At 69.4% G+C, this 5,988-nt stretch carries 6 protein-coding genes and 1 pseudogene; 2 read left to right on the plus strand and 5 right to left on the minus strand.

Going from position 1 to position 5,988, the window contains the following annotated elements:
• Positions 1-991 (minus strand): proteasome assembly chaperone family protein (locus AC2VNT_RS14200; RefSeq protein ID WP_486947468.1); only part of this gene is annotated, 991 nt, incomplete at its 3' end.
• A 216-nt stretch (positions 992-1,207) separates the two neighbouring features.
• Here AC2VNT_RS14200 and AC2VNT_RS14205 point away from each other — a divergent pair.
• The gene (locus tag AC2VNT_RS14205; protein WP_486947469.1) at positions 1,208-2,263 is read left to right on the plus strand and encodes a DUF4192 domain-containing protein; all 1,056 of its coding nucleotides are present in this window, start codon (positions 1,208-1,210) and stop codon (positions 2,261-2,263) included.
• Here the strand turns inward: AC2VNT_RS14205 and AC2VNT_RS14210 are convergent, their stop codons facing one another.
• The 3 genes and pseudogenes from AC2VNT_RS14210 to AC2VNT_RS14220 form a co-directional block, all read right to left on the minus strand.
• A complete protein-coding gene (locus AC2VNT_RS14210; RefSeq protein ID WP_486947470.1) occupies positions 2,264-2,956 on the minus strand; it encodes an iron-dependent transcriptional repressor DtxR in 693 nt (230 codons plus the stop codon).
• Positions 2,957-3,037: 81 nt separating this feature from the next.
• Positions 3,038-4,003 carry a sigma-70 family RNA polymerase sigma factor gene (locus tag AC2VNT_RS14215; protein WP_486947471.1) on the minus strand — a complete coding sequence of 322 codons (966 nt, stop codon included), beginning with the start codon at positions 4,001-4,003 and terminating at the stop codon, positions 3,038-3,040.
• 212 nt (positions 4,004-4,215) lie between these two features.
• Positions 4,216-4,632: pseudogene (locus tag AC2VNT_RS14220) on the minus strand (DUF3099 domain-containing protein); the annotation flags it as partial.
• Positions 4,633-4,693: 61 nt separating this feature from the next.
• Between AC2VNT_RS14220 and AC2VNT_RS14225 the strand changes: the two are divergent.
• Complete coding sequence (locus AC2VNT_RS14225) at positions 4,694-4,933, plus strand: DUF3039 domain-containing protein (RefSeq protein WP_486947472.1); 240 nt, start codon at positions 4,694-4,696, stop codon at positions 4,931-4,933.
• On the opposite strand, the gene AC2VNT_RS14230 is transcribed toward AC2VNT_RS14225, so the two are convergent.
• Positions 4,920-5,906, minus strand: a complete 987-nt coding sequence (locus AC2VNT_RS14230) for a YihY/virulence factor BrkB family protein (RefSeq protein ID WP_486947473.1) — start codon at positions 5,904-5,906, stop codon at positions 4,920-4,922. The two genes, AC2VNT_RS14225 and AC2VNT_RS14230, sit on opposite strands and share 14 nt — an antisense overlap.
• Positions 5,907-5,988: the final 82 nt, after the last annotated feature.

Below are 5,988 nucleotides of genomic sequence, written 5' to 3' on the forward strand. Positions count from 1 at the left end.
CCCCCCGGGGGCCCGGTCTGCGGCGGCCGCCGCCTGTTTTATCGTGGCGGGGCTGGTGGGCGAGCCCCCGCTCGACCTCGGCGCCGCGCTCGTCGGCGCTGGGCAGCTCCTCCTCGCGGGCCAGCAGCGACCGGTTCTCCTGGGCGGCCATGAATGCGTCGAACTGGCGCTCCAATGCTTCCACCACCTGCGCCACCTCCGCGCTGGCCGCGACCTGCTCGTCGATTTTGGTCCGGATCTGGGCGGCGGTGTCGGCGAGCTCGGTCAGCGGCAGCTGCAGTGACCCGGCCTGGGCGACCTGCTGCAGCAGCACCTGGGCGGCCTCGGGATAGTCGGTCTGCGAGAGGTAGTGCGGGACGTGCACGGTGAAGCCCACCACTTCGTGACCGTGCTGGGCCATCCGGTATTCCAGCAGGTTGGCGGCGCTGCCGGGAACCTGCACCTCGGCGATCCACGGCGTGTGACCGGCGATCAGCTCACGGTTGTTGGAGTGGGCGGTCAGCGTCACCGGCCGGGTGTGCGGGACGGCCATCGGAATGGTGCCCAGGCCGATGGTCTGGCGGACTCCGAGTTGTTCGGCCAGCATCCGCACCGCCGTGACGAACCGTTCCCATTTCAGGTCCGGTTCCATACCGGCCAGCAGCAGGAACGGTGTTCCCGCGCTGTCACGCAGCGCGTACAGGCTCAGCTCCGGCTCCTGGTAGTTGGTGAAGTGGTCGGTCTTGAACGTCATCGGCGGTCGTCGGGACCGGTAGTCGAGCAGGTCGTCGATGGCGAACGAGGCAACCAGTTCGGTGTCCAGCGCGGCCGTGAGATGTTCGGCCGCCAGCCGGATGGCGTGGCCGGCGTCGGAGAATCCCTGCAGCGCGTGCACCAGCACCGGACCCCCGTCCGGCGTCGACAACTGTGGTGCGGGAACCTCGAGTTCGTACATCCCGCCCTGCTCCGAGCGGTAATGCCGGCCCCGGTCGGGGTGTTGCTGGTCGGCCATCTCGCCTCCTCGTCACCGCGCAGCGGCCAATGCCGACCCGCGCGACACAAAAGTCAACCGTCTGCACGTCTGAGAACGCGATCGTACCGGGGCCCATTCCGCTCACCGGCGAACCGGGGTCCCGATCACTCACAGTTGCGGCATCGTCCACAGCTGTGCCGCTCCGAGCCGCTCGGCCGCGGCGTGCCGACGGTGCCGGTTGCCAACGTGGTCGTCATGAAGAAACCACAGCCCGATTTCAAGCTCAACCGTCCAGGTGCACTGATCGCGGCGCTCCCGGCAATCCTGGGTTTCGTCCCGGAGAAATCGCTGGTCCTGGTCGCCGTCGACGGCGGTGAGCTCGGATCGGTCATCCGCGTCGACCTGTCCGACACCCTGATCGACACGGTCGGTCAGCTTGCCGAGGTGGCCCGGGCGGCCGATCCGGCGGCGGCGATCGCGGTCATCGTCGACGCGGAAGGGGCGGCCTGTCCGGTTTGCAACGAGCAGTACCGCCGGCTGTGCACCGCCCTCGCCGACGAACTGTCCGGGCAGGGGATCGAGCTGTGGGCGACGCATGTGGTGGACCGGGTGGCACCCGGCGGCCGCTGGCACTGCGCCGACGGGTGCGGCGACGGCGGCCCGGTCGACGATCCGACGGCGTCGCCGCTGGCGGCGGCGGCGGTGCTGGACGGGCGGCGACTGTATGCCCGCCGGGCGGACCTGCAGGCGGTGATCGAGGCCGCCGACTCACCGAGCGCCGCCGCGGTGGCCGCCGTGATCGAAGACCGGGCGACGGAGCGGGAACGCAACGGGGCGGAGCCGGACGAACGAGCCCGCGGCGACGTGGTGGCCGTGCTCGCCGCCGTCGCCGCCGTCGGTGACGGTCGGTGGCCGACCGACGAGAAGCTGGCGGCGCTGGGCTGCACCTTGACCGACGTGGCGGTGCGGGATCCGCTGTTCGCGCTCTCCATCGCCGAGACCGCCGGCGACGCCGAGGCGCTGTGGGCGCTGCTGTCCCGGGTCTTGCCCGAGCCCTGGCGGGCCGAGGCGCTGGTGCTGCTGGCCTTCAGTGCCTACGCACGCGGCGACGGCCCGCTGGCCGGGGTGGCCCTGGACGCCGTGCTGCGCAGCGCGCCGGGCCACCGGATGGCCGGAATGCTCGATACTGCGCTGCAGTCCGGCCTGCGGCCGGACCGGATCCGTGACCTCGCCGACACCGGCTACCGGCTGGCGCGCCGCCTCGGGGTGCAGATGCCGCCGCGCGGCGGACTGGGGAGGCGAGCCGGTTAGCTAGATCTTCTCGACCTTCACCGCGTGCGCCATTTCGTACGGCAGGCTGACATCGGCGTGCCCCGGCATGACCACGGTCACCCCGCCGCCCGGGTCGGCCTCGACGGTGACCCGGGCGCTGGGCACCACGCCGGCCTCCTTGAGCTGGGCGATCAGGTCCACGTCGCCTTGCACGTGCTCGGTGAGCTGGCGCACCACCACGGCAACCGGCGAGCCGGCCGGAAGCTCGGTCAACCGCACCAGGGTGGGATCCTCGCCGCCGGAAGCCGGGCCGACCCCGAGGTCGGACAACCCCGGAATCGGGTTGCCGAACGGTGACGTCGTCGGGGTGTTGAGCACCTGAACCAGCCGACGCTCGACGTCTTCGCTCATCACGTGCTCCCAGCGGCAGGCCTCGGCGTGCACCTCCTCCAACGGCAGCCCGATGACGTCGACGAGCAGACATTCTGCGAGGCGGTGTTTCCGCATCACGGCCACGGCCAGGGCGCGGCCCTTGTCGGTGAGCTCGAGGTGGCGATCGCCGGCCACCTGCACCAGCCCGTCGCGTTCCATCCGTGACACGGTCTGGCTGACGGTGGGACCGCTCTGCTCCAGCCGTTCCGCGATCCGCGCGCGCAGCGGCGTGACGCCTTCCTCCTCGAGGTCGTAGATCGTCCGCAGATACATCTCGGTGGTATCAACCAACTCGTTCATTCGGCACCTTCCGTTGCCGCGAGTCTACTTGGCGGACCGAGACAATGGCGTCAGCGCTTCTCCCGCTGCGCGGCCGCGCGATCAGCTGGCGTAGGAACGCAGTCGGTCGGCACGCTCCCCGTTGCGTAGCTTGGCCATCACCTCGCGCTCGATCTGGCGCACCCGCTCGCGGGACAGGCCGAACAGCTTGCCGATCTGGTCGAGCGTGCGGGGCTGGCCGTCGTCGAGACCGAATCGCAGCCGGATCACCTGGTGTTCGCGCTCGTCGAGGGTGGCCAGCACGCTGCGGATGTCGACGTGCAGCAGCTCGGCGATCACCGCGCTCTCCGCCGACATCGCCTCGGCGTCCTCGATGAAGTCGCCGAGCGGCGCCTCCTCGTCGGAGCCGACCGGCATGTCCAGGCTCACCGGATCGCGGCTGTGCTCCAGCAGGTCGTTGATCTTCTCGGCCGGGATACCCGATTCGGCCGCCAGCTCCTCGTCGGTGGCCTCGCGGCCGAGCTGTTGGTGCATCTCCCGCTTGATCCGGGCCAGCTTGTTGACCTGCTCGACCAGGTGCACCGGAAGACGGATCGTGCGGCTCTGGTCGGCCATCCCGCGCGTGATCGCCTGGCGGATCCACCAGGTCGCGTAGGTGGAGAACTTGAAGCCCTTGGCATAGTCGAACTTCTCCATCGCCCGGATCAGACCCAGGTTGCCCTCCTGGATGAGGTCGAGCAGCGGCATGCCGCGACCGGTGTAGCGCTTCGCCAGCGACACCACCAGCCGCAGGTTGGCCTCCAGCAGATGCCGGCGGGCCGCCTCGCCGTCGCGAGCCACCGCCGCCAATTCGCGCCGCCGCTTCTCGCCGAATCGCTTGTGGGTGTCCAGCAGATGCTGTGCGTACAGCCCGGCTTCGATGCGCTTGGCGAGCTCCACCTCGTCGGCGGCGGTGAGCAGCGCCGTCTTGCCGATGCCGTTGAGATACACCCGGACCAGATCGGCAGCGGGGCTCTGCGCGTCCAGATCGCCGCGGTCCCGGCTAGTGGTGGCGCCTGCTTTTGCCATTACGACCTCCCGTGATCGACTTGAGCTGTACTGGTGTAACGCTCGAGCCGGGCGCGGAGTTCCCGCTAGACCGTCTTCGCAACATGGTTGACCTGCGGAAATGCGTCGATGATTGTGAGAATGTGTTAAGAAGTCCGGCCGGTCGGGGACGCGGAGTCGTCGCCCGGGGAAGCGGAGTCGACGGCCCACGGCGCGGCGTCGGGGTCGTGCCGCCCTCTCGGGTCGACAGGATCGGCCGGCTCGGCCCAGGCGGGGTCCGGCCGGCGGCGCTCCAGGGCCGGATGGTCGGCCGTGGGGAACAGCGGAATGCGCCGCTGGCCCATACCGAATCGGCCCGGTTCGTCGGAGCGTCGGGGGGGCCGGTCGTTGGCGATCAGCACCGCCATCCACGGCAGCGGCAGCGACACTGCGATGATCCCCAGCGAGATCAGGCCGTTGTGCCAGATGCCGTAGGCGACCGCGGCCAGCACCAGCGCCGGGATCCGGAATGCCATCAACGTGAGGTACTTGCGCACCCGCTCGCGGTGCTGGACTTCGAACGACGGCTCCGCGCGGGTGATCAGGACCGGCCTGCCGTCGTCGTCGAAACCCAGCTCGGGGCCGTGCTTCATGACTCCACTGTCCCACACCCGGATGTCGATGGGGCCGGGCGGTTTTCCGATCGTCGATGTTCTGGGCAGAATGTGAGGCATGCAGACCGACACGATCGAGCGCACCGATGTCGACGAACGGGCCGACGACGGCACCGACAGTGACACCCCGAAGTACTTCCACTACGTCAAGAAGGACAAGATCGCCGAGAGCGCGGTGATGGGTACCCACGTGGTTGCCCTGTGCGGGGAGGTGTTCCCGGTGACCCGGGCGGCCAAGCCCGGATCCCCGGTCTGCCCGGATTGCAAACAGATCTACGACAGGCTCAAGCGGGGCTGACCGGCTCGGCGGGTTCGGCGTCGGGCCGCGGTTGGTCGGCGCACGGCTCGGTGGGGGACGGAGTTCGCTGCGCCCGGGCGCGGAGCCGGTGTCGCAGCTGGTCGGTGTGGGTGGCCGACGCGGGCCATTCCTCTTGAACGGCGGCGTTGAGTTCGGCGCCGATCATGATCGCGAACCCGCCGAAGAACGCGAACAGCAGAAACGCGATCGGCGTGGCCAGCGCGCCGTAGGTGTAGCCGGTGCGGGTGATCCAGGTCAGGTAGATGCGCAGGCCCAGGGTCGCCGCCAAGAAGACCGCGGTGGCCAGCGTGGCCCCGATGATCAGCCGGTGTGACGGCAGCGGCCGTGGCAGCGACACCCGGTAGAGCAGGGTGATGGAGAGCAGCAGGGCGACGATCAGTGTGGGGTAGTAGCCGTAGTGCAGCACGTGGCTCCAGGCCGGGACGAACTCGGCGATTTTGCGCGGACCCAGGGATACGAACGGCGCGGCGACGATCACCGACACCAGCATCACCACGTAGAGCAGCAGGGCGAAGAACCGTTGCCTTACCGGGTGGCGCAGCTCGGTCTGGCCGTGTGCCTCCACCACCGAGTCGACGAACGCCGAGACCGCCGACGACCCGGCCCACAGGGAGATGACGAAGCCCAACGAGACCACCTCGCCGCGGGCGCCCTTGTCGATGTCGGTGATGGTCGGCTCGATGATCTCGTCGACCACGCTCGGCGAGAAGAAGCTGTGCGCCATCGACACCAGCCGCTCCTCGATGAGATGCAGGGTGTCCGGGCCGAACAGCGGCGCGATGTAGGCGAGGCTGCCGAGCAGGCCGAGCAGCAGCGGCGGCATCGACAGCGCCGACCAGAACGCCGCCTGTGCCGACTCGGAGAAGATCGAGTCGTCCCAACTCTTGGCCAGGGTACGCCGGCTCAGGTGCCAGACGTGATGACGCGACGGCTTGGGAAGCTGGTCCGACATGCCAGGTGCGAGAGCGGTGGGTGCTACGACTTCTTACGCCTCCACCGGGGCGCCGGCCTGCAGGACGGCGTCCATCTCGATC

It is taken from the genome of Mycobacterium sp. TH-M15 (genome assembly GCF_057473705.1).